General features: G+C 47.4%; 16 protein-coding genes. 12 read left to right on the top strand and 4 right to left on the bottom strand.

What is annotated here, in order from left to right; all coding sequences use genetic code 11:
- Both RDN79_RS17050 and RDN79_RS17045 read right to left on the bottom strand, forming a co-directional pair.
- The coding region (locus RDN79_RS17050; RefSeq protein WP_308573300.1) for a heavy metal-binding domain-containing protein at positions 1-82 on the bottom strand (82 nt) is incomplete at its 3' end.
- Between the two features lie 94 nt (positions 83-176).
- Positions 177-2,438: a GH92 family glycosyl hydrolase gene (locus RDN79_RS17045; RefSeq protein ID WP_298549100.1), complete on the bottom strand. Its 2,262-nt coding sequence runs from the start codon at positions 2,436-2,438 to the stop codon at positions 177-179.
- 164 nt (positions 2,439-2,602) lie between these two features.
- Between RDN79_RS17045 and RDN79_RS17040 the strand changes: the two genes are divergently transcribed.
- The 6 genes from RDN79_RS17040 to RDN79_RS17015 all read left to right on the top strand — a co-directional run bounded on the left by RDN79_RS17040 (position 2,603) and on the right by RDN79_RS17015 (position 7,011).
- On the top strand, positions 2,603-2,857 hold the full coding sequence (locus tag RDN79_RS17040) for an RNA polymerase sigma factor (protein WP_298549102.1): 255 nt from the start codon (positions 2,603-2,605) through the stop codon (positions 2,855-2,857).
- An 18-nt stretch (positions 2,858-2,875) separates the two neighbouring features.
- A complete protein-coding gene (locus RDN79_RS17035; protein WP_298549104.1) occupies positions 2,876-3,202 on the top strand; it encodes a hypothetical protein in 327 nt (108 codons plus the stop codon).
- Between the two features lie 142 nt (positions 3,203-3,344).
- Positions 3,345-5,642 carry an ATP-binding protein gene (locus tag RDN79_RS17030; protein ID WP_298549106.1) on the top strand — a complete coding sequence of 766 codons (2,298 nt, stop codon included), beginning with the start codon at positions 3,345-3,347 and terminating at the stop codon, positions 5,640-5,642.
- Positions 5,643-5,700: 58 nt separating this feature from the next.
- A complete protein-coding gene (locus tag RDN79_RS17025; protein ID WP_298549108.1) occupies positions 5,701-6,096 on the top strand; it encodes a hypothetical protein in 396 nt (131 codons plus the stop codon).
- Between the two features lie 13 nt (positions 6,097-6,109).
- Positions 6,110-6,388 (top strand): LysO family transporter, encoded by a 279-nt coding sequence (locus RDN79_RS17020; RefSeq protein WP_298549110.1) that lies wholly within the window; start codon positions 6,110-6,112, stop codon positions 6,386-6,388.
- Positions 6,385-7,011, top strand: a complete 627-nt coding sequence (locus RDN79_RS17015) for a lysine exporter LysO family protein (RefSeq protein ID WP_298549112.1) — start codon at positions 6,385-6,387, stop codon at positions 7,009-7,011. Before RDN79_RS17020 ends, RDN79_RS17015 begins: the two co-directional genes overlap by 4 nt.
- Here RDN79_RS17015 and RDN79_RS17010 read toward each other — a convergent pair.
- Entirely contained in the window at positions 7,006-8,565 is a 1,560-nt protein-coding gene (locus RDN79_RS17010; RefSeq protein ID WP_298549115.1) for an ATP-binding protein, read from the bottom strand. The two genes, RDN79_RS17015 and RDN79_RS17010, sit on opposite strands and share 6 nt — an antisense overlap.
- Positions 8,566-8,741: 176 nt before the next feature.
- The gene (locus RDN79_RS17005; protein WP_298549118.1) at positions 8,742-12,005 is read right to left on the bottom strand and encodes a S41 family peptidase; all 3,264 of its coding nucleotides are present in this window, start codon (positions 12,003-12,005) and stop codon (positions 8,742-8,744) included.
- A gap of 119 nt (positions 12,006-12,124) precedes the next feature.
- Here RDN79_RS17005 and RDN79_RS17000 point away from each other — a divergent pair, with 119 nt between their 5' ends.
- The 6 genes from RDN79_RS17000 to RDN79_RS16975 all read left to right on the top strand — a co-directional run bounded on the left by RDN79_RS17000 (position 12,125) and on the right by RDN79_RS16975 (position 23,358).
- Positions 12,125-12,700, top strand: a complete 576-nt coding sequence (locus RDN79_RS17000; RefSeq protein WP_298549120.1) for an RNA polymerase sigma factor — start codon at positions 12,125-12,127, stop codon at positions 12,698-12,700.
- Between the two features lie 219 nt (positions 12,701-12,919).
- Positions 12,920-13,906 carry a FecR family protein gene (locus tag RDN79_RS16995; RefSeq protein ID WP_298549123.1) on the top strand — a complete coding sequence of 329 codons (987 nt, stop codon included), beginning with the start codon at positions 12,920-12,922 and terminating at the stop codon, positions 13,904-13,906.
- Between the two features lie 86 nt (positions 13,907-13,992).
- Positions 13,993-17,328 carry a TonB-dependent receptor gene (locus tag RDN79_RS16990; protein ID WP_298549125.1) on the top strand — a complete coding sequence of 1,112 codons (3,336 nt, stop codon included), beginning with the start codon at positions 13,993-13,995 and terminating at the stop codon, positions 17,326-17,328.
- Positions 17,329-17,349: 21 nt separating this feature from the next.
- Positions 17,350-19,152, top strand: a complete 1,803-nt coding sequence (locus RDN79_RS16985; RefSeq protein WP_298549127.1) for a RagB/SusD family nutrient uptake outer membrane protein — start codon at positions 17,350-17,352, stop codon at positions 19,150-19,152.
- A 510-nt stretch (positions 19,153-19,662) separates the two neighbouring features.
- Positions 19,663-20,073 carry a hypothetical protein gene (locus tag RDN79_RS16980; protein WP_298549130.1) on the top strand — a complete coding sequence of 137 codons (411 nt, stop codon included), beginning with the start codon at positions 19,663-19,665 and terminating at the stop codon, positions 20,071-20,073.
- A gap of 45 nt (positions 20,074-20,118) precedes the next feature.
- Complete coding sequence (locus RDN79_RS16975; RefSeq protein ID WP_298549132.1) at positions 20,119-23,358, top strand: S41 family peptidase; 3,240 nt, start codon at positions 20,119-20,121, stop codon at positions 23,356-23,358.
- The last annotated feature ends 104 nt before the right edge of the window (positions 23,359-23,462 follow it).

Raw genomic sequence — 23,462 nt, 5'->3', positions numbered from 1 at the left:
CGATGATCGTTTCACCGGATACGATTCCGAAGTACTGGGTAATTTCTTTTCCTTCAATCGTGTTAGTTGTTGTAAGTAACATAGCTTTTTAATTTAATCGTTTAGGGACAAATATAAGATAAAGGGCGAACCAGTGTACTGATCCGCCCTTTGTTTTTATGTTTCTTTATATGAATTTACTTTACCGGTTGATCGGCCATGATAAATTCCAGCTTGCCGCCTTTTATGATGTCGTTGTGGCTGATGAACGGGGTGTCTAAGATTTTGCCGTTCAGTTTAACTTCTTTGACGTATTTGTTGGCTGCACTGTTGTTCTTTACCAGGATTTCGAATATACCGCCTTTTACATGAATAAGCGCTTTGTCGATCATCGGACGGCCCAATGTATAGACCGGAATGCCTGGAGCAACCTGATAAATGCCTAACGCACTCATCACATACCATGCGGACATCTGTCCGCAGTCTTCATTCCCGATGATGCCGTCCGGCTCGTTGGTGTAGAAATTTTGCATAATCTGGTCCAGGCGTTCTTGCCCTTTCCAAGGAGCATCCGTCCAGTTATAGAGATAAGCCATGTGATGGCTTGGTTCGTTACCGTGAGCATATTGGCCGATCAGGCCGGTAATATCACCGGAGGCTTCTTCGCCGTCAACCTGGGAAGAGGTGGTGAACAATGTGTCCAAACGCGTTTCCAGTTCCTTCTTACCGCCGATTGTCTCGATGAAGTTGTCCATATCATGCGGTGCAAAGAAACTCCACTGAAAGGTATTTCCTTCGGTATAATCGCTCTTCATGTGGGAAGAATAACGAGGGTTGAACGGTGTACGGAAAGAACCGTCACCCATCACTCCGCGCATCATCTTGGTCTCCGGGTCTAAATAGCGCTTATAATATTCAGCCTTTGCTGCGTATTCTTCGGCCAGTTTCGTATTACCTGCTTTAGCAGCGATCTGGGAGATGCACCAGTCATAGTAGGCCATCTCCAGTCCCCAGGAAACAGATTCGGGAACCGAGTCGGCCGGAACAAAGCCATACTTTTCCTTATAATAGGGGTGGCGGGTAATCAAATCCAGTTCACGCGTCCCTTTGAACTTCTCTGCCAGATCGTCTCGATAGACCGAAGAACGGGCCCCTGCTTCAGCCCAAACACTTAGGTCACCTTCTGCCAGGTCTTTAGTCGCTAAGTCCGCCAGCACGGAGACAGCCGGATACCCTACCATGCAACCTGTATAGCTGGAAGCTAACGGCCATTTCGGAAGGATTCCCCCCTCTTTATATCCTTGTACGAGTACTTTTCCCCAGTCGGCAGCCCGTTCCGGTTGGATGATCGTCATCAGCGGATGCAAGGCGCGGAAAGTGTCCCAGAGCGAGAAGACAGAATAGTTTACATACTCCGGTTCCGCCCGATGCACCTTCTTGTCCATCCCTAAATAGCGCCCGTCCACATCCTGATAGGCATAAGGCGCGATCATAGTATGATAGAGAGCCGTGTAGAAGTTCACCATCACTTTCGGATCGGAACTTTCAATCTGGATATCGTTTAAAACCTTGTTCCAAATATGTGCGGATTCGGCTCGTGTAGCCTCGAAATCCCATCCCGGCAGTTCGGCCAGCATATTCTTTTCCGCACCGTCCGTATCGACAGGAGAGATCGCCACTTTTACATACAGCGGTTTGTCGCTCTCCGCAAATTTGTAATGGAATTTCAGGTCGCCCGGAGTGTTGAGACGTAAGAATAAAGAATCCTTCCGTAAATTCCCGTCGATATACTGGTATAGCGTTTCGATCGGTTCCGAGAACGTGATCCGGTAAGAGACGGAATGGAAATGCGCCCATCCTTGTGTCTTGACGGTCCCTTCCACAGTCGAATCGTTTACAAAAAGATATTCGTTCCCTATTAACTTATGTCCCCAGTTCGGTTGCAGCACATGGCCGAGATCGAGAAGGACGCGGCGGTCCTTCGGATTATCGTATGTGTATTTATGGAATCCGACACGGTCCGTACTGGTCAGTTCCACATCGATTCCGAAATTGTCGAGACGCACCGCATAATAGCCCGGTGTCGTTTTCTCCGTCTCCTTTTTGAAGGTTGCTACCGGCTTGATCGAGTCGCCACCGGAGAAAGGTAGGATCGCCACATCTCCCAAGTCGCCGATACCCGTACCCGATAGATGCGTATGGCTGAAAGCGTATATCTGGTTATCGTCATAATGATATCCGCTGCTGGCATCCCAGCCCATGATATGCGTATCGGGGCTGACCTGTACAAGTGCAAACGGACGGGTAGCACCGGGAAAAGTATGCCCGTGAAACCCCGTTCCGATAAATGGGTTCACATACTGGATCTCATCGCGTAGTCGTTCCTCGCCGGACGGTTGGCTGCAGGCTGTCAAAAGTCCAAGTGCCGCAGCCTGAAGGAATAGGATTGTTTTCTTCATGTTATATTATCTGTGTTTTATCTCCTAAACGAATAAATTATTATTTTTGACTTTACAAATATAGTGAAAAAGAACAATATACGCGTATATCCTGCTTTTCTTCGAAAAAAAAGTCCGTGAAATTTGCAACCTTCCCCTGTCCTTGCTCGTCTATTATAACAGAGATGAGAACAGACGAATTCATAAAACGTATTTTACCTTTAAAGGACAACCTGTACCGAGCCGCTTTCCGGATCACGGGAGACCGTATCTTGTCGGAACAGGTCGTGCAGGAAACCCTGTTAAAGGTGTGGAATCAGCGGAAAACGTGGATGGTCATCGAAGACCTTCCGGCCTACTGCCTGATGGTGACGCGTAACCTCGCCTTGCGGAATGCCTGCCCTTGTCCGGACGACCGGGAACGGTTTGCCGTCAGGTAATATTAGAGAAAAGGAGATATGGATTATACCCGGATACATGCATTGCTCGACAAATATTGGAGATGCATCACTACCGTAGAGGAAGAACGCGAACTGCGTCACTTCTTTTCCGGTGATGCCATTCCCCCTGAATTTCGTCCCTATCAGGTTTGGTTTCAGGTTCCGGAGGCCGAAGAGCTTCCTCCGTTAGGCTGCGAATTCGATCATAAGATCATTGAACGCATCGCCTGCATCCGCCGGAAAAAACGGCGGCGTTTGCTTTTCTCGATATTAAGTGTGATTACCCTTGTCTGCTTTGCGATCCTGGTGCTCTTTTTAGGTACTTTATTTTTTACGCCTGATTAGGCATTTCCGATATCGGGCTTTTTTCATTATTTTTCTGAATTATCTTCAGTTTAATCTTTATTGTTTCTACATTTGCAACAAGATGGCAGGAATCGTCATCTATTCGCATTAAATGTTTAATCTGATAAAAAATAGGGGAACAATGGAGCAAGACAGTATTAATTCGGATATGAATGAGGCGGCTACTTTTGATAAAGAAATGTCTGAACTGATTCATGAACGTTTTTTGTTCTCAGAAGGGATTTCCTCTGACCTTCCCATCGGTATAGAGGTTTACGATTCGGACGGTGTTTTGCGGAGCATCAATGACTATGCTTTAAAAATGTATGGGATCGAAGACCGGAAGGCAGTCTTGAACACCGTGAACCTTTTCAAGAGTCCCTACGTAAATGAAGATCTTCTGAGGAAAATCAAAAACGGAGAAAATATAACGTTGGAGTTCGAATATGATTTCGACAAGATAAACCGTAACTCTTATTATAAGAGCATGAATAAGGATACGATGATTTATGAAGTGAAAATCTTTGCTATCCGGAATAAAAAAGGAACGATCATCGGGTACACACTACTTACGAACGATGTGACAAAAATAAAAGAGGCCGAGTTCAGGACAGAAGAAACTAAAAAGAACCTCGAACTGGCAATGGACGCTACCCATATGTCTTCATGGGTGTATGATATCGAGAAAGATAAGTTCAGTTCTTTGTACGGAACTCCTGTGGCGTGCGACGACATGACAATGGAGGATGTAATCGGGCTTTTGCATCCGCAAGATCGGGAAGTCGTGCGTCAACTTTTTGCTCAATTGATCGACAGGAAGATACAATACGGGCAAGTCACGTTGCGTTTATATGACAACATTCGGGAACAGTATCGTTATTATGAAAGTAGAATGAGGCTTTCTTCCGAACATTTACGCCGTCTGGAGATTATAGGGACGGAACTGGAAGTAACAGATAAGATCCGATTGGAAAAAAAAGCTCAGGATCTCTTGGCAAAAAGAGAGTTGACTATGAAAGTGAGTAATATAGTCCATTGGGATTTTGATGTGCATACCCGAAGATTCGAATCTTATAACGATCCTGTCAATGATTATGAAAGCGGTCGTTTGATAACGATCGACGAATATGTAAAATATATACATCCTGATGACCTTCCCATTTTTTCAGATGCCATACAATCCATGCTTGAAGGCAAAGACAGTACGAACAATTTCACTTGCCGGCTTCGAACCAAATATGACGATACCTGGCAATATTGCGACTTCACGAGTGTCCCCTTCGAATGGGACGAAAAAGGCGATGTGGTCCGTTTTACGGGATTCAGGCAAAATATACCCCAATTGCAAAAATTGAACAGAGAGCTGAGAGACAGGAGCAACAAGATAGAACTGTCTTTTAAGACAGTCGGCATGTCCTATTGGGATTTCGATGTCAAGACCAATCAGTTCAGGGCCTTTAACGATCCGGTAAACGATTATCAATCACAAAAGGTTTTTACTTTCGACGAGTACCTGAAAGCGGCCCATCCGGATGATCATGAAAACCTGCATAAATGTTTTGACCACATGTCTCAGGGAATCAATCATGATTTCAGCTTTAAGTATCATTCCAAGACGAAATGGGATAAGGATTGGCAGGTTTTGCTGGTCACAGGCGTACCCGTCGAGAATGATAAAAATGGCCGTTGCATCCGGTATACGGGGTTAACGATCAACAATACGAAGCGGGAAAAGATGATTCAGGAATTGAAGGAGCTGAAAGAAAAGGCGGAGCTTTCCGATAAACTCAAATCGGCATTTCTGGCCAACATGAGTCACGAAATTCGAACTCCGTTGAATGCCATTGTCGGTTTCTCACAACTCTTGCTGGAATGTGACGATAAAGAAGAAAAAGAGAAATATGTGGATATCATACAGTCGAATAACGAACTTTTATTGCGATTGGTCAATGACATCCTGGATCTTTCAAAGATAGAATCGGGGGTTGTCGAACGAAAAAAAGAAGAGTTTGACTTGGCTAAACTAACCGATGAGTTGTACACAATTGCCAAATCCAAGAATACGAATCCGGAAATAGAATTCATTTTGGATAATTCTATGCAGGAATGCTGGGTCCTGTTAGACAAGAACCGTTTGAGGCAAGTTTGGATGAACTTTTTGACGAATGCGATGAAGTTCACGAAATCCGGATCTATAAAAATGGGATATGTCATGGAAGAAGACGGCGTCCGGGTGTATGTCGAAGATTCCGGTATCGGCATTCCGGAAGAATTGCATAGCAAAGTTTTTACCCGTTTCCAGAAATTCAATGATTTTGTACAGGGAACCGGTTTGGGGCTGGCCATTTCCAAAGCGATTATCGAAGCAGCCGGAGGAAAAATCGGCTTTTCCTCTGTTGCGGGCAAAGGGTCGACTTTCTGGGCATGGCTGCCTTGCTGATAAACCGAAACATTTTCTTATCTTTGAAGCGCTAAGTCTAATTTAATTCTATTTTATTATGAAGACGAATATGGGAAAAGTATTTGTGGCATTTCTTTGTATGATGATGTGTTTGTCGCTTAATGCGCAGGATCTTACTCCCGGCATGGTTGTCGGAATGTGGAACTTCTCGGCTCCAGATGCTCCTTACGGCTATCAGAAAGGAACTTGCCAGATCAAGAAAACCGGTGAGAACCTGTCCGCCGTTTTCACGATCAGCGGCACTGAAATGACTGTAAAGGAAATCAAAAAGGAAAATAATTCCTATAAATGTAATTTTTATGTGGACGGAACCTATGTCTCTCTGACTTTTAAACAGGAAGATAAGAGTAAGCTGACCGGAAATGCAAATGCGGAAGGCATGGCGATCCCTGTTGTATTCACTAAAACAGTCAAATCCGTCCAAGCTCGATAATCCGTTTTCATCTATGTTCACTGTCATCGGTATTATGTTCGCGGGTATTGCCGCAGGCTATCTTTTGCGCAAAATCGAACTTTTGCAAAAGATCGGCAGACCTATTTCTTACACGATCCTTTTGCTTCTTTTCCTCTTGGGAATATCCGTCGGTGCAAATAAGGAAATAGTCGATAACCTTGCCACGTTAGGCGGCCAGGCTTTTCTGCTTGCTTTGGCCAGCACGGCGGGGAGCGTGCTGGCTGGCTGGGGAGTCTATCACCTGTTTTTTAAAGAAAGGAGCCGCAGATGAAAGGAAGCCTGATCGTTGTAGGATTCTTTGCCCTCGGTTGCCTGTTGGGATGGAGCGGCTGGTTGCCGGATGCCATTACTGAAAACGACATTACGGTATATGTCTTATACATGCTGATGTTTCAGGTCGGACTCAGTATCGGCAGTGATAAGAAACTGAAGGAGATTCTCGGCAGTATCCGTCCGAAACTGCTTTTGGTCCCTTTTGCCACGATTGCCGGGACGTTGGTCTTTTCGGCTTTAGTCAGCCTGTTGCTTACTAAGTGGAGCGTTTTTGACTGCCTGGCAGTAGGAAGCGGTTTTGCCTATTATTCTCTTTCGTCTATCCTGATTACCCAGTTGAAGGAGCCATCTTTGGGTGTCCAGCTCGCCACCGAATTAGGGACGATCGCTTTGATGGCAAATATCATGCGCGAGATTATGGCTCTTCTCGGCGCGCCTCTTTTTGTCAAATATTTCGGCAGATTGTCTCCTATCTGTGCCGGCGGCGCCACGACTATGGATACGACCTTGCCGATCATCACCCGCTATTCAGGAAAAGACCTTGTTTTCATTTCAATTTTTCATGGGATTATTGTAGATTTTACGGTTCCGTTCTTTGTGTCGTTCTTCTGCTCGTTATAGATCTGTTTTTTCTACTACCCACCTCTCAATATTCCGTGTCTCCTTGCTGAAGTTCACGCCAATCTTGAACAGCTTGCGGGGATCGGAAGCAAAAGGCAGGGCGTATTTTTTTTCATTGATTTGGCAGAGGGCATCTTCGGCTGTGCCATCAAGTTTAAATTCCATGATATAGATGAAATGATCCGTTTGTAGAACCAGATCGATGCGGCCATTGGAGGTTCGGTATTCTGCTTTTACATAGAAACCGATCAGCTTGAAGACAATGAAAAGCACATTCTGGTAATGCAGTTCCAGGTCACGGACAAGTTCGTAGGGAGTGTCGGCAAAGAAACTTTGTAGGCGGCGGAAGAAAGAATCATAATCACCATTTAGTATCTCTTGGACGAATTTTTTGATCTGGAAAGATGAATCAACTTTGGTCGTATTTGCATAAAACGGGAGAAGAAACTTCATAAAGCCCTCTTCCACTTCCCGATTCGGGAAACCTAAACGATAGATTTCGAAATGGCGATCATAACCTTTAATCGTTAGATATCCGCTTTGATAAATGACAGGGATAGGGTCAGTAGAAGAAGAATCGATGCTGTTCAACGTATCTTCGTCTGTTTCGACATGCGCCATAAGGTGCAGATCATAATTATGCATCTTAAGCAATTCTACTAAATAGGTCGGCGTACCGGTTTCAAACCAATAGTTTCCGAATTTTCGTTTAGTAAACGTGTTCAGTAAGCTGAATGGATTAAATATACCGATGCTGTCCTCTGCAAAATGATAACCGTCATAAGACTCTTTCAGTTTGGCACATGTCTCTCCGAAAGTCAGATGTTGGGCTTGGGCCAATTCTTTTATGCCATCATCGAAATTGTCATACAGCTCTTGTTCGGTAATGCCGCATAGAGTAACATAATCATTCCACATCGATAAGTCCATCAGGTTGTTCAAGGCACTGAATACGCTTATTTTGCCAAACTTGGTTACACCTGTCAGGAAAGCAAATTTGATATAACCATCCATTGTTTTGATTACGCTATAAAAGGCTTGCAGGGTTTCGCGAAAACGTTGTTGCAAATCTTCATTGCCAATGGCTTGCAGCATTGGTTTATCATATTCGTCTACAAGGATGGCAACACGATGTCCGGTCTTTTCTACTGCTCGCCGGATGATTCCTTTGAAACGAAGCGGAAGAGATATTTCCGAGGGTTCTGTCCCATAGATTTTCTCCCATTGGCAAAGTGTGTTGTTTAGTATATTCTCTATGCTTTCCGCGGTCTCATATTTCTCTGTGTTGAGATCTAAATGCAGGACCGGGCGTTTCACCCAGTCTTTTTCCAATTTTTCTATGGCAAGTCCGTTGAAGAGTTCACGTTTCCCTTCGAAATAGGCTTCGAGAGTAGAAATGAGCAGACTTTTCCCAAAGCGGCGAGGACGGCTCAAGAAAAAATAACTGCCGGCTTTAACTAATTGATAAATTAAAGCTGTTTTATCAATATAGAAATATCCATCCTTACGGATTTTTTCGAAGTTCTGAATGCCAATGGGATAGATCTTGCTCATAATGAAATGATTTTTGGATTCTGAATATTACAAAGATACGTGTTTCTTGGTATATAACAATCTGTCCGGCTAAAGTTTAACAGAATAGAAAGAGTGTGTTAAAACTACTCCATTCCCGCATTTGATGCTATGGCCTTCAAGTGCGGGGATGGGGTGTCTTAACACACTTCTTTCTTTTATTTCTTGCTTACCTCTTTCAACATCTCCTTTACCGCCTCTTCCAGCTGGTGGTCTTCGCCTTTCAGTTGTGATTCGGGGGAGTTGTAGACTTCGATGTCGGGTTCGAGTTGCTGGTTTTCGAGATAACGGCCCTGCATGTCCTTCATGCCGACTTGCGGGATACCGAAGACGATCGACGGGTCGATCTGGGATTCCCACCATACGGCGGTCATTGTTCCCGGTACGGGAGCACCGATCAGTTTGCCGATTTTCAATGTCTTATATGTCCAGGGGAAACCGTGGGCGTTCGAGTAATTGTCTTCGCACATCAGCACACAAGACGGTTTGAGCCATCTGTTGAACGGATCATTACCGATGAATTGTCCGCGTGGAGTGAATTTGGCATACAGTTCGCCGCTCAACAGGATTGCCAGGTCTTCATGCAGCCAGCCGCCACCGTTATGGCGCGTATCGACGATCACCGCTTCCTTCTCGCGGCAACGGCCTAACAGTTCGGAATAGGTATCGCGGAAACTTTCGCTGTTCATGCCTTTGACATGCACATATCCGATCTTTCCGTTCGACAGCTTGTCGACCATCCGGCGCTTCTGTTCCACCCACCGCTTGTAAAGCAGATCGGATTGTGTGCCGTAGGTGATCGGCTTGACTTGTTCTTCGAAGCGTTCTTTGGTGGTCGGGTTGTAGACAGACAGCAGGACCTTCTTGCCGGCCTTGCCGCTCAATAGCGGATAATAATCTTCGCCACTTTTGATGCTCGTGCCGTCTATCTTTTCGATGATGCAGCCCGGTTGGATCTTGGTGTCGGCTTTTGTCAGCGGGCCTTTGGCAATGATCTCTTCGATCTTCAAGCCGTCGCCTGCGTAACTGTTGTCATAGAAAGCGCCCAGGCTGGCGGTTGAAGGAGCGGAAGAAGCCGAGCGGTAGCGTGCGCCGGTATGTGAACCGTTCAGTTCGCCCAGCATCTCAGAGAGCATTTCTGCGAAATCGTAGTTGTTGTTGATATGCGGAAGGAACTTTTCGTATGCCTTTTCATATCCGGCCCAATCGATGCCGTGTATTTTCGGGTCGTAGAACTTGTCCAATACCTGGCGCCAGGTGTGATGGAAGATATATTCGCGTTCTTTCGCCGGACGATATGAAAATTCGGCTTTGAATCCGATCGGTTTCGTTTTGCTGTCCTTGATCTCGATCTTCTTTAACTGGCCTCTCGAAACGAGGAAGATGTTTTCGCCTTTCTTGTCGGGGAACATTGTTCCGCCGCCGACACCTTTGATCAGCAGTTTGGTGGTGTTCTCCTTGAAGTTGTGTTCCCACAGGTCATACCCGTCTTCGAATGCGGCGCAATAGTACAGTTTGTCGCCCTTCGGCGTCAGGACGGCGTCGCCTAAGAATGACGAGTTGACGGTCAGGCGCATGATACGGTCTTTACGGTTTGCCAGGTCGAATTTAAGCGGTTCGACCGGCTTGTCTGCCTTTTCGTCCTTTTTCTTGTCGCCGTCTTTATCCTTGTTTTTCTTGTTGTCCTTGTCTTTTTCGTCCTTATCCTTGCTTTCGTCCTCTTTTTCATCGTCCAGCAAAGCCTGTTCCTCTTTGGAAAGACGGAATTTGTCGTATGCTTCGCCATCGAAGAACATGATGTAAATATCATCTTCCGCTCCCCAGCTGCCGTGACTGCGGTAACCGGCACGGTCGGACGACCAGATCATCGCCTTTCCGTCCAGGACCCATTTGGCGTTGTTGTCGGAATAGCCGCTTTCGGTCAGGTTGGTCATTTCGCCGCTACCGTCCGCTTTCACCAATACGATGTCCGTATTGTTCCATCCGCCGATCGCGATATATTTGGCAAGGAACCATTTGCTGTCGGGCGACCATTGATAATACTGGTCACCATCCGAATAGGAGTAATTATACTTACCATCCAGAACGGTGCGTACCTGTTTGCTCTTGAGATTGATCACGCGCAACGTTGTCCGGTTTTCCAGGAAAGCGACTTCTTTTCCGTCCGGCGAGTACATCGGCTGGAAAGAGGTCTGCGAGGTTACCACTAACGGCTCTTCCTTCAATTCCTGCGCGTAGGTGAAGTATTTGTCGTCCTTGCGCGCCAGGCTGCTCTGGTAAATTCCCCAGGTTCCGCCCCGTTCGGCCGAGTAAACCAACGAGCGTCCGTCAGGGCTGAAATCGAGGTCGCGTTCCTGCTGCGGCGTGTTGGTGATCTGTCTGGTCGTTTCGTAATCCACCGAAGTCACATATACATCGCCGCGCACGATAAAGGCGACTTCCTTTCCGTTCGGGGAAACTGCGATATCGGTGGCCCCGCTTGTCTTGAGCTGATGGATCAGGTCGTTCTCTACCTTGTCCGAAATGATCCGGACATCCACTCTCTTCGGCTGTGCGCCCTCTTTGACCGTATAGATCCCGCCGTCATACCCGTAACAGAGGTTGCCGCTGTTGTCGGAAGTCAGGAAGCGGACCGGGTGCGTGGTGTGGTTGGTTATCTGCCGGCTGTTCTTGCCGGTCAGGTCGTTCTTGAATATATTGAAACTTCCCTTTTCCTCGCTCAGGTAATAGAAGGAAGAGCCGTCCGCCGCCCATACCGGATTGCGGTCTTCTCCCTTGAAGGAAGTGATCTTCCGGAAGGTGCGTTCCGGACCGAGCGTGCACAACCAGATGTCGCGCGTGATGGAGGACTGGTGGTGTTTGCGCCAGGGATCTTCATATCCCTTCTTGTCCTGGTATAAGAGCTTGTCGCCCTTCTTGTCCAATGCCAGGCTTTCCATGGCCAGGGACGAATAGAGAACCGGGCGGCTCCCGTCGAGGCTGGCCTCATATATCTGCGGGAATTGTCCAGAGGGGAACTGGCTGTCTTTCACATCCTGCTGGATCGCAGCCGAGTAGAGGATGTGTTTCGCATCGCTGAACGTTTCCGGATATTCGTTTGCGGAGTGGGTGGTCAACTGTTTCGGGCTGCCTCCTTCCTTGTCCATCACGAAGATGTCGAAATTTCCGTTCCGGTCCGAAGCGAATGCGATCTTGCTGCCGTCAGGCGACCAGACCGGGCGCGTATCATGAGCCGGATGGGTTGTCAACTGGGTAGCTTTGCCACCGTTTGCCGGAACGGTGTAGATATCGCCTTTGTAGGTAAAGGCAATCGTTTCACCGTTTGGAGAAATAGCCGGATAGCGCATCCATAACGGATCGTTTTCGGCCAGCACGTTTGTCGTAAATAGTAGTGCTGAAGTCAGGATAAATAATGATTTCATGCTTCGCGTTTTTATGGGCATAAAGATACGGCATTATTATAAAAAAAGAGATAAATAAACTTAATAGTAGCCGTTTTGTAGTTTATTTCTATCTTTACGAACTCAAAGTGAGGGTGAATATGCATGAAACAGCGATACATAGCAATACTATAGAAAAACTTAAACGAGGCTCATATGAAGCGTTCGATACATTATATAATACGTACGCGGATTCTTTGTACGGTTTCGCCTTGCTGCATACCAAGTCTGTCGTCCAGGCCGAGGACATCGTGCAGGAGACGTTTCTCAAGTTGTGGAACATGCGTGCCTCCCTTTCTGTCGAAGGTTCCTTCAAATCCATGTTGTTCACGATTGCCAAGCATCAGGTGATCGATGCTTTCCGCCAACAGATCAACCGTCCCGATTTTGAAGATTACATCCGCTTTTGCGAAGATGAGAACCTGTTAGACAATACTTCAGTTGAAAAAATCTATTACGATGACTTTGTCGACAAGTTAGCGCTTGCCAAGCAAAAACTGACTCCCGCGCAACGGAATATCTTTGAAATGAGCCGTGAGGAGGGAATGAGCAACGCCGAAATAGCCGCCCTTTCGGATATCTCCGAGCAAACGGTAAAGAATCATTTGTCTGCCGCCTTGAAGATCCTGCGTGAGGAACTCCGGAAATATAATTATCTTTTTGCCCTTTTCATATAAGAAAGTCAGAAAGCATTCCCGGCTTCTCAAGTGATTCCCTGAATTTTTTCAGTTATTCCATTTAGGTGAAAATAAATTTTCATGCAAGGGAAAATTTATTTTCACCGGCATGAAACAAAAGTTTCCTCGGCATGAAACAGAAAATATGCTTTAGAACATATGAAAACGTCTGGTACTTTTTCTGTACTCCTTCGTGTAACTATAAACAAGCGATAAATTATGACCGATTTATTTAATAAATTATATTCTCAATTCTTAAGCGGAAAGACCAACCGGAAAGACTTCGAGGCCTTCAAGGAGTCCTTGAATCATCTTTCGGACCAGGAACTGTCCGAAAGGATGGAAGCGTTTTGGAATGAGAATACGGTTTATCCGCCTATGGAAGCCGGCCGTAAGCGGGAAATTCATCGGAGACTTCGTTTGCAAATACATCCTCCTAAGATCTCCATACGCTGGTCCCGTATCGTGGCGGCGGCGGCCGTGATTGCCGTCTTGTCCGTTACGGCGTGGAACTTTTCTCTTCTGCATGAATTGCAAAATGCGAACTCTTCTTTCTTGGCGGAAGTTCCGGCCGGAGATAAGGTACAGTTGACCTTGCCGGATAAGAGTTCTGTCAAATTGAATTCGGAAAGCTCTTTGTCCTACGCCTATGTCAACGGAAAGCGTGTCGCCCGCTTGAAGGGCGAGGGGTACTTCCAGGTTTCCAAGGACAGGAAACATCCGTTTGTCGTGCAGGTCGGCAATCTGAATATCGAAGTGTTGGGGACTTGCTTCAATGTCTATTCGTATGAGGAGAATGATTTTGTAGAGACTTCCTTGATTGAAGGCTCCGTGCGCCTCTACGATTCCAAGTCGCCTTCTGAAAGTTTTATCCTGAAACCGTCGCAGAAAGCGATCTATTCGAAAAATAATGGGAAAATCAGTTTTCACAATACAGACAATGTAAAAGAAACCGCGTGGACGCAAAATCATCTGGTGTTCGAATCGGAGAAGTTGGGTTCGGTGTTCCAAAAGATCGAAAGATGGTATGGAGTACATATCGACCTGCTCTGCCCGGAGATTGCGAACGACCAGATTTCCGGTTCATTCAAGGACGAACAACTCCCGTATGTCATGGAGGCGCTCAAATTCCAGTACGGGTTTAATTATGAGATCACAGGAAACAATGTTACGATTAATAAGTCTAACCAATTAAAAATAAAATGAGCCTATGAGATGAACAGGTGAAATCTAAGAAAAGTGTTTTTAAAAATCAATTGTTTAATTCTAACTTAAGTCTATTTATCATAGTCATGAAGAAAGTATTTCGGAGTGCAGCACTCCTGTTTTTGTGTACAACGCTGTACGCACAAGACATTTCGCAAACAATGTCAATGAATTTGCAGAATGTCACATTGAAAGAGTTTTTTAAGAATCTGGAGGCACAGACTTCTTTTTCAGTTGTTTACCGGGATATCATCCTGAGCGAGAATCCGGATGTGGTCGTTTCCGCTTCCAATCGCCCGTTAAAGGATATCCTGTCCCAGGTGCTGGAAAAACACGGTCTTTCCTACAAAGTGAGCAACAAGACGATTGTCATCGTCAAAGCTCAGGCTTCCGTGAAACAACAAAAAACCAAGAAAATATCCGGTGTGATTACCGATGAAACAGGTCTTCCGGTGGCCGGAGCGAATATCGTAGTCAAGGGAACGACCAACGGGACCATCTCGGACATGGACGGTAACTTCTCTTTGGAGGCGGCTCCGGGGGAAATGTTGGAAATATCCTATATCGGTTTTTTGCCGATGGAAGTGAAGGTCGATAACAAGAATACCTTCGATATCCTGATGAAGGAGGATGCACAGGGGTTGGATGAAGTGGTCGTGGTCGGTTATGGTACGGTGAAGAAAAGAGACTTGACCGGATCGGTCGCTTCCGTAAACGCTTCCAAGATTTCGGCTGTTCCGACTTCCACTGCATCGGAAGCATTGCAGGGACGTATCCCGGGTGTTGTCGTTTCCAACTCCAACTGGTCGCCGGGTTCGACTCCGAGCGTGATGATCCGTGGTAAACGTTCGATCACGGCCAGCAACGATCCGTTGTATGTGATCGACGGTGTTCCCGTTACCGGCGGTATCGGCGAAATCAGCCCGTCGGATATCGAGTCTATGGAAGTGTTGAAGGATGCCTCGGCAACGGCTATCTATGGTGCTCGTGGTGCGAACGGTGTCATCCTGATCACCACCAAGCAAGGTAAATCAGGCAAGACGCAGATTGATTATAACGGATATGTCGGGGCGCAGACAATCCTGAACCAGCTTGACTTCTGGGACGGTCCGGAATATGCCGAATATACGCGCGAGTCTTATCGCAATACGAGCAATAATTCGATCCGCTACAACTCGGATGTGGCTTCAAGGGACCAGGATATGGTCTGTCCGGGGTTCACACGCGACCCGTCGATCATGGAATCGGTCATGATGGGCTGGGGTGACGATGGCGTTTACTATCCGTCCCGTGTGCGTACGACCCGCTATATGGATCATGTGACCCGCACCGGTATGGTGACCGACCACCAGTTGAGTATCCGTGGCGGTGGCGAACGGACGAACTTCCTGGCTTCCGCTACCTACAATAAGAATAACGGTATCTTCAAGGATGAGGATTATGAACGCTATTCGATCCGTTTGAACCTGAACCACGAGATCAACAAATATGTGAAGATCGGGGCGCAGACACAATATTCGCATGCCATCCAGCAACGCGGGGCCGGGCTTGCCGGTGGTTGGCGTTTAAGCCCGTTGGCCCAGTTGTGGGATGAGAATGGCGAGATTATTCCGTTGCCGGGTTCTTATAATGTATATAATACGATGATGGATATTGTTCCGGGGGCTGTGGACCGTCCGTTGAAGACTACCCGTTACTTAGGTAGCTATTCTTTGGATATCAAACTGCCGGTCGACGGCTTGAAATTCCGTTCCAATTTAGGTGTCGACGCCCGCACGGTACAGGATTACGAGTTCAGATCCGCAAAAACGAGCAACCGCGGTATGGGTACTTCATACGCAAGAAATGCCGTAGACAAGTACACGATGTTTACCCTGGAAAACATGCTTTTCTACGATAAGACGTTCAACGACAAACACACATTGGGCGTGACTCTGTTGCAGTCCATCCAGGAAGATAAAAAGGAAAACGTGAATGTCGCAATGGAGAACCTGCCGGCGGATAACCTGATGTATTATGATCTGGGATCGGGATTGGTGACCAACACGATCGGTAGCTCGATGGTCAAGTGGAATATGGCTTCCTTCATGGGACGTATCAATTATAACTATTTGGGACGTTACCTGTTGACGGTTTCCGCCCGTTACGACGGTTCTTCCCGTTTGGCCGACGGACATAAGTGGGTGCTTTTCCCTTCCGCCGCATTGGCATGGCGCATCAATGAAGAATCTTTCATGTCGGGTACATCCGGATGGTTGGATAACCTGAAACTGAGACTCGGTTTCGGTAAGACCGGTAACTCGGCCGTTGATCCTTACCAGACAAAAGGTACTTTGTCGTTGATCCGCTATCCGTTCGATAACGGTGCATCGGGAACGATCGGGTATGCCCCGAACGCGATGGCGAACAGCCTGTTGACGTGGGAAACGACGGACCAGTGGAACTTGGGTATCGATTTCGGTGTGTTGAGAGGACGCATCAACGGTACGATCGACTTGTATATGCAGAACACGCATGATCTGTTGCTGAAACGCCAGTTGCCGGTTGTTTCCGGTTTCCCGGACGTGCTTTCGAATGTGGGCAAGACACGCAACAAAGGTATAGAGGTCTCTATCAACTCTCTGAACATCAATACGAAAGATGTCCAGTGGACAACCGATTTGATGCTGTCTTCTAATAAGGAAGAAATCGTGGAACTGTATAATGGCAAAAACGATGATATCGGTAGCAAATGGTTTATCGGCCAGCCGGTGAATGTCCACTATGACTACCGGAAAGTAGGTATCTGGCAGAACACGGAATCCGACCTTGCCGAGATGGCGAAATTTGCCGCCAACGGAACGGATTTCGCTCCGGGCGATATCAAGATACAGGATGTGAACGGCGACTATAAGATTACGGATGCCGATAAGCAAATTCTGGGTAACCCGCGTCCGAAACTGATTGCCAGCATGGTGAATACTTTCAACTATAAAGGTTTCGACTTGTCGGTCTTTTTGTATGCGAGCTTCGGCGCTATGTTGTATAACGATATTTATGCGGTGGAACATTGCGGACGTAACGGCGGTGTGAAAGTAGACTACTGGACACCGAACAACCCGACGAACGCTTATCCGCGTCCGAGTATCGACGAAGAGCGTCCGATCTACATCACATCCACTTATTATGAAAAGGCGGACTTCCTGCGTGTGAAGACAATGACGATGGGATATACGTTGCCGAAGAACCTGACCAAGAAGTTCCTGGTTGAGAAACTGCGTGTTTACTTTACCGCCCAGAACCCGTTTATTTTTACCAACTACACGGGTATCGATCCGGAAGCTGCCAAAGTGGACGATGCCGGTAATCCTAAAACGGGCGGTAGCGGTTTCGGTACTCCGAGCGTCAGCTCCTGGATTTTCGGTATAAACATGACTTTGTAATTTTAATCTTATAAATAAAGAATGAAAATGAAATCTATATATTACTATATGCTGGCAGGCCTGACGCTTTCCACATCGGGTTGCAGCAGTTGGTTGAGCGAAGACGACGCTCCGGTGATGTCATACGATTATTACGAAACGGAAGCCGGGGTTAATGCTGCCATTACGGCGGCCTACGGTTTCCTCCGTTGGGGAGTCGGTGGCGAACGTTTCGATGTGTTGACCGAGCACGGTACGGACCTGTTCACGGAAGGGGAAGACGGCAATAACCGCGAATCGTATAATAAATATGCAACGCAGTTGAACCCGGACGACGGTATTCTGTATGAGATGTGGGAAAACCACTACAAGGGAATCAGCGATGCCAATATCGCCATGCAGAAGATCCTGGATTCAAAGGATTTGCTTGAGAATGTGAAATCGCAGAGCTATGCGGAAATGCAGTTTATCCGCGCTTACCTCTATTTCGACCTGGTACAGCAATTCGGACGCATTCCCCTGGTTACCGAAGGTAGCTTTGATATCCGTACGGACTTCAAACGTGCTCCGGTTGCCGATATCTATAATTTGATTATAAGCGATTTGCGCAATGCGGTGGAGAATCTGCCTGAAAAGGTTGCCACCAAGGGCCGGGCTACCTGCTATTCGGCTGCACATCTGTTGTCCAAGGTTTATCTGACTCGCGGTAGCGCCGTCAGTGACCAGCGTGGGCAGAAAGCAACCGATATGGACAGTACGCTGTACTATGCCGAGAAGGTGATCAACAGTGGCGCTTTTACTCTTCAGGAAAACTTCTCTTCCCTGTGGAATATCAGCAACCAGGGAAATTCCGAAGTCGTGTTTGCCGTACAGTTCACGACCGAACCGATGTTTAACGGTGATGGCAACAGGCAGCATCTCTATTGGTTGTCCTGGTATGAAGACCAGCCGGGCATGTTGCGCGACATTGCCAACGGCCGTCCGTACCGCCGTCATGTGGCTACCAAGAAGACGATGGATGATCTGTACGACCGCCTGCACGACTCACGTTTTTACAAGAGTTTCAAGTGGGTATATTATGCCAATAATGTAAATACGTTGCCCGTCTGGGAATCCCTGTCTTATGATGGCACTGTCTACTTTAATCCGGATCCTTCGAAAGGGCAGGTTACCGGCCAACTGAAATTCCAGCATGGCGATACAGCTATTTATTATACGATGGAAAAGACCGGATACGAATCGAACAGCAACGATATGCGTAAGTTCCGTGCCAACTATACGTATTCTTATTTCCCCCGTGAAATGCATTCGATCCGTTATTTCCCGTCATTGGTGAAATATCTCGATCCGAACCGACCTTCCGTATCCGAAGAAAAGGGTTCTCGCGAATGGGTGCGTATGCGTTTGGGTGAAACGTATCTGTTGGCTGCGGAAGCTGCCGGCCGTAAAGGGGATTTCGACAAGGCTGCCGAATATATCAATGTGGTCCGCAAGCGTGCCGCCTGGTCCGAGGGGGAACAGAAAGACCAGCAGATCTGGCTTTTTGAAGGTGGAGTGAACGATACGAAGAGTACCTATGACGCACTGAAAGTTTCTCCCGCCGACCTGCAAGGCGACTTTATCGAATTTATCCTGAACGAACGCGGGCGTGAATTGCTGGGAGAAACCAACCGCTGGGAAGACCTGGTGCGTTGTGAACTGCTGTACGACTGGGTGAAGAAATACAACCCGGATGCAATCTACATCAAACCGTATCACAAACTTCGTCCTATCCCGCAGAAACACATCGACCGTCTGAATCCTGTCGGCGAACTCAGCGAAGAACAGAATGAAGGTTACTATTAAGTCTGTGCTCGGAGGTTAAGCGATATAGAAAACAAATAGTAATTAAAAAACGGCCGGCTACGATGGAATAGATGATATTCCGTCTGTAGCCGGCTTTTTGTGTTTTTCTGAAGAGCCGTGAAAAAAAGCTGGGAGGAATATCGGTTTTTTAAATCTTCTGTTTATCTTTGCCGCGTACTGTAAGCCGGATAAAGCGTTATCGCTGGTACAACTTTAGTGGTGAACACGAAAGTTTATATATTATCTCTCGATTGAAACCTCGAAATTTCAGAATAACTGGTAGATAGTATGTGAATTTTGTTCACGTTTTGTCTTGTCGTACAAGGTGGATGCTTATGCATTTGCATGTTCAAGATAAAAAACGTGGGTAATTATTGCATACAACTAGTTATAGGTTTTCGAGGTCCTTAATCGAGTGTATGTTGTTAATTCCCACGTTTCTTTATAATAACCATCCAATTTGGGAATTGTTGGATATACGGGATTTTTTCAGGTTGAATTTAAGCAAATATGGAATTACCTTTATCTATCTCAAATTTTCAGGAGCATTGGTTGTTGTCTCTTTCGAAAAAACTTGATCCTGTCAATATTACTGAACTTTTTTGGCAATTGCGATCCTATGTCGTCCTGCATCATGTGGAGTTTAAAGACTCTTCGTTCTCTTTTTCATCAATCGGTATTATTAATTTTATGGATATCGCCGGTTTTGTCCGGAAGGGGGATACTTTGGGCATTTTGTTGAAGGACGGCCGTATCTGTTTGTTTTCCGCGTCGAGCATGGACCAGCAGTGCATATTGGTTTGTGATCCTGAGTTTTATAAGCGCACGGGAAGGATGTTGCCCGGTTGGTCTCTTTTAGCCGCGAAACGGCAATTATTATGGTGGAAAATAAAGGAATATCTGCGCAGGAATATACTTTGAGCTTTACTTTTTTTACCTTTGTCGGCAGACTAAACGATAATAGATATGAAGAAGAAACTTATCTTTTCTTTATTGGTTCTGGCTGGCGTCCCTTCACTGTTGATGGCGGCGGACGAAGCGCGTCTGTTGCGTTTTCCGGCTACGAACGGCAATGAGATTGTTTTCTCGTATGCGGGCGATCTCTACAAGGTTCCGGTTACGGGTGGCGAAGCCGGGCGTCTGACTTCGCATGTGGGATACGAAATGTTTCCCCGTTTTTCTCCGGATGGTAAAACGATTGCATTCACCGGGCAATACGATGGTAATACGGAAGTGTACACCATGCCGGTGGCGGGCGGGGAACCGCTGCGTGTGACCTATACGGCAACGAACAGCCGGGATGACCTGGGCGATCGCATGGGACCGAACAACATCGTTATGACTTGGACGCCTGACGGTAGCCGGATCGTGTACCGCAACCGTATCGGCGACGGCTTTAGCGGGAAGTTGTTCACGGTGGAAAAGGAGGGAGGCTTGTCCGAAGTCATTCCGCTTCCCGAAGGTGGTTTTTGCAGCTATTCTCCCGATGGCAAACAGCTGGCTTATAACCGTGTCATGCGGGAGTTCCGTACTTGGAAATACTACAAGGGCGGAATGGCGGATGATATCTGGATCTATAATCCTGATAAGAAGACAGTCGAAAACATTACGGACAATCCTGCCCAGGACATTATCCCGATGTGGATCGGAGACGAAATCTTTTTCCTTTCCGACCGTGACCGGACGATGAATATCTTCGTTTATAATACGAAGACCGGACAGACGGACAAGGTCACCGACTTTACCGAATACGACGTGAAGTTCCCCAGCGCAAACGGCAATATGATCGTCTTCGAGAACGGCGGTTATATCTATAAGATGGATGCCGGGAGCAAGAAGCCTGAAAAGGTGGATATCACCCTGGCTTCCGACAATATCTATGCCCGTAGCGAAATCAAGGACGGAGCCGGCTACATTACCGAGGCCAGCCTGTCGCCCGATGGTGAACGTCTGGTGGTGACTGCCCGCGGCGAAGTGTTCAACCTGCCGGTAGAGAAGGGGGTGACAAAAAATATCACCCGTTCGCCGGGAGCACATGACCGCGATGCGCAATGGTCGCCCGACGGCAGATTCATTGTCTATATTTCGGATGCGACCGGAGAGACGGAACTCTATATGCAGGATGCCACCGGCGGCGGACCTGTTCAGCTGACAAAGGACAACGATACCTATATCCGCGGTTTCGAACTGAGCCCGGATTCCAGGACGGTTGTCTATACGGATCGCAAGAACCGTGTGAACCTGTTGGATATCGCGACAAAACAGGTGACGACCTTGTTGCAGGACCCGATGGGCGAACCGCGGGGCGTGACTTTCTCGCCGGATAACAAATGGCTGACTTATACTCGTACGGGAGACAATGAGAATAGCATCGTCTATGTTTATAATCTGGCTGATAAGAAAGAATACCCGGTGACGGATAAGTGGTATAATTCTTCTTCCCCGGTATTCAGCACGGATGGCAAATATCTGATCTTTGCATCCGCACGCGATTTCAATCCGACCTACGGATCGCTGGAATGGAACCATGTCTATAATAATATGTACGGGGTTTACCTGGCGCTGCTTTCCAAAGACACTCCTTCTCCTTTTATGGAAAAGGACTCTGAGGTTGCCGTGGCCAAAGATGAAGCGAAGAAAAACGCTCCGGCAAAGAAGGAGGAGACTGGAAAGGAAGAAGCTGTCGCTTCGGTTGTCAAGATCGACTTCGACGGTATTACGGACCGCATCGTCAAACTGCCTGTGAGCCCTTCCTATTATGGCAGTTTCTACTCGGATGGAAATAAAGTTTATTACTGGGGACGTGGCGGCACGAAAGTATTCGACCTGAAAAAACAGAAGGAAGACGTGGTGGCCGACGGCGCTTCTATGGATGTCGAACCCGGCAGCAAGAAAGCGCTCTTCTTCAAAGGAAATGCCCTTTATGTGACGGATATCCCTTCGGGGAAAGCTGACCTGAACGATCCGGTGAACCTGTCGAACATGAAGATCACGGTCGATTATCCGAAGGAATGGGCGCAGATTTTCGATGAGGCTTGGCGGGCTTATCGTGATGGTTTCTATCTGGAGAATATGCACGGGATGGATTGGGATGCGATCAAGGCGAAATATCAGGTGCTTGTCCCGTATGCCAAGACACGTCTGGATTTGAACTACATCATCGGTGAGATGATCGGCGAACTGAACTGTGGGCATGCGTATGTGAATCCGGGTGAGACAGAACGTCCCGACCGGATTAAAACAGGCCTGTTAGGAGCCGAGATCTCTCGTGACAAGAGTGGTTTCTTCCGTCTGGAAAAGATACTGCCGGGCGCTTCCTGGAGCAAGTCGCTACGTTCTCCGCTGACGGAACCGGGCATCGACGCGAAGGCAGGCGAATTTATCGTGGCAATCGACGGTGTGCCGACAAACAGTGTGAAAGATATGTATTCGTTGCTGGTCGGCAAGGCGGATGTCCCGACGGAGATTTCGCTGAACAGCAAGCCGCAGTTGGCGGGAGCACGCAAGATCGTGATCAGTCCGTTGGAAGAAGAATATTCTCTGTATCACTATAACTGGGTACAGGATAATATCAAGAAAGTAGACAAAGCATCGAACGGCAGGATCGGCTATATCTATATCCCGGATATGGGACCGGAAGGACTGAACGAATTCTCCCGCTATTTCTATCCGCAGCTCGATAAGGAAGGCCTGATTATCGATGACCGTGCCAATGGTGGCGGTAATGTTTCGCCGATGATCCTCGAACGCCTTTCCCGCGAACCGTACCGGCTGACGATGCGCCGCGGTTCGGCCCGTATCGGGACTGTCCCCGATGCCGTGCAGGTCGGTCCGAAAGTATGCTTGATCAATAAATACTCGGCATCCGACGGCGACCTCTTCCCGTGGGGTTTCCGTGCGTTGGGATTGGGCAAACTGATCGGGACGCGTACGTGGGGCGGTATCGTCGGTATCAGCGGCTCGTTGCCTTATATGGACGGGACGGACATCCGCGTGCCCTTCTTCACGAGTTTCGATCCGAAGACCGGAAACTGGATTATCGAGAATCATGGTGTCGATCCCGATATCCTGATCGATAACGATCCTGTCAAGGAATGGAACGGTGAAGACCAGCAGCTCGACCGTGCCATCCAGGAGGTGATGAAAGAACTCCGGAACCGCAAACCGCTTCCGGGAGTGCCTGCACCGAGAGATTTCTCTAAATAATTTACTTTTGGCTTTGGGGATTGCCGATACTGACACCTATATGGCAGGTGGTATCGGCCATCCCAAGAGAAAGCGGAGCTTTCTAAGAAAGGCCTAAGCGGACG

This window comes from uncultured Parabacteroides sp., from assembly GCF_902493135.1.
Classification (GTDB): domain Bacteria; phylum Bacteroidota; class Bacteroidia; order Bacteroidales; family Tannerellaceae; genus Parabacteroides.
Note: the sequence above shows the minus strand (reverse complement) of the source record. Positions and strands in the feature narration are given on the sequence as shown.

Coding starts and splice junctions, on each gene's coding strand:
- RDN79_RS17045 (WP_298549100.1), bottom strand. CDS start 2,438: ATGAAGAAAACAATCCTATTCCTTCAGGCTGCGGCACTTGGACTTTTG.
- RDN79_RS17040 (WP_298549102.1), top strand. CDS start 2,603: ATGAGAACAGACGAATTCATAAAACGTATTTTACCTTTAAAGGACAAC.
- RDN79_RS17035 (WP_298549104.1), top strand. CDS start 2,876: ATGGATTATACCCGGATACATGCATTGCTCGACAAATATTGGAGATGC.
- RDN79_RS17030 (WP_298549106.1), top strand. CDS start 3,345: ATGGAGCAAGACAGTATTAATTCGGATATGAATGAGGCGGCTACTTTT.
- RDN79_RS17025 (WP_298549108.1), top strand. CDS start 5,701: ATGAAGACGAATATGGGAAAAGTATTTGTGGCATTTCTTTGTATGATG.
- RDN79_RS17020 (WP_298549110.1), top strand. CDS start 6,110: ATGTTCACTGTCATCGGTATTATGTTCGCGGGTATTGCCGCAGGCTAT.
- RDN79_RS17015 (WP_298549112.1), top strand. CDS start 6,385: ATGAAAGGAAGCCTGATCGTTGTAGGATTCTTTGCCCTCGGTTGCCTG.
- RDN79_RS17010 (WP_298549115.1), bottom strand. CDS start 8,565: ATGAGCAAGATCTATCCCATTGGCATTCAGAACTTCGAAAAAATCCGT.
- RDN79_RS17005 (WP_298549118.1), bottom strand. CDS start 12,005: ATGAAATCATTATTTATCCTGACTTCAGCACTACTATTTACGACAAAC.
- RDN79_RS17000 (WP_298549120.1), top strand. CDS start 12,125: ATGCATGAAACAGCGATACATAGCAATACTATAGAAAAACTTAAACGA.
- RDN79_RS16995 (WP_298549123.1), top strand. CDS start 12,920: ATGACCGATTTATTTAATAAATTATATTCTCAATTCTTAAGCGGAAAG.
- RDN79_RS16990 (WP_298549125.1), top strand. CDS start 13,993: ATGAAGAAAGTATTTCGGAGTGCAGCACTCCTGTTTTTGTGTACAACG.
- RDN79_RS16985 (WP_298549127.1), top strand. CDS start 17,350: ATGAAAATGAAATCTATATATTACTATATGCTGGCAGGCCTGACGCTT.
- RDN79_RS16980 (WP_298549130.1), top strand. CDS start 19,663: ATGGAATTACCTTTATCTATCTCAAATTTTCAGGAGCATTGGTTGTTG.
- RDN79_RS16975 (WP_298549132.1), top strand. CDS start 20,119: ATGAAGAAGAAACTTATCTTTTCTTTATTGGTTCTGGCTGGCGTCCCT.